The sequence below is a fragment of the Exiguobacterium sp. SL-9 genome, assembly GCF_004336985.1.
In the GTDB taxonomy this organism is placed as follows: domain Bacteria; phylum Bacillota; class Bacilli; order Exiguobacteriales; family Exiguobacteriaceae; genus Exiguobacterium.
The window spans coordinates 1-408 of record NZ_SJUO01000037.1; the positions used below are offsets into that span (position 1 = coordinate 1).

Annotated in this window: 1 protein-coding gene; it reads left to right on the top strand. The window is 32.1% G+C overall.

What is annotated here, in order from left to right; genetic code table 11:
* Positions 1 to 408, top strand: a 408-nt coding sequence (locus EVJ34_RS15535) for a histidine kinase dimerization/phospho-acceptor domain-containing protein (RefSeq protein ID WP_131486171.1), incomplete at both ends; no start/stop codon positions are given.

Sequence of the window (408 nt, forward strand, 5' to 3'; positions counted from 1 at the left end):
ATTATATTGTGTTTATTTACTATTCTTGTCGTTTATTTCCTTGTAATTAAAGGATTAAAACCCCTTAAAGATGTCAGCGATGAAATCAAAAATGTGACTTCTGAAAACTTAAGCGTTCGTTTAAATCCTGACTCTGTGCCGAATGAATTAAAGCAATTAACCAAATCATTTAATCAGATGTTAGTAAAAATTGAAGATGTTTTCGTAAGGCAAACGAATTTCTCAGCAGATATTGCCCATGAAATGCGTACGCCAATCACTAATTTAATGACTGAAACTCAAATATCTCTGAGTAAAAATCGCAGTAAAGAAGAGCTCGTTGAAGTGTTATATTCTAATTTGGAGGAATATAACCGTCTATCACGAATGATATCTGATATGCTTTTTCTTGCTCAAGCAGATGATAAT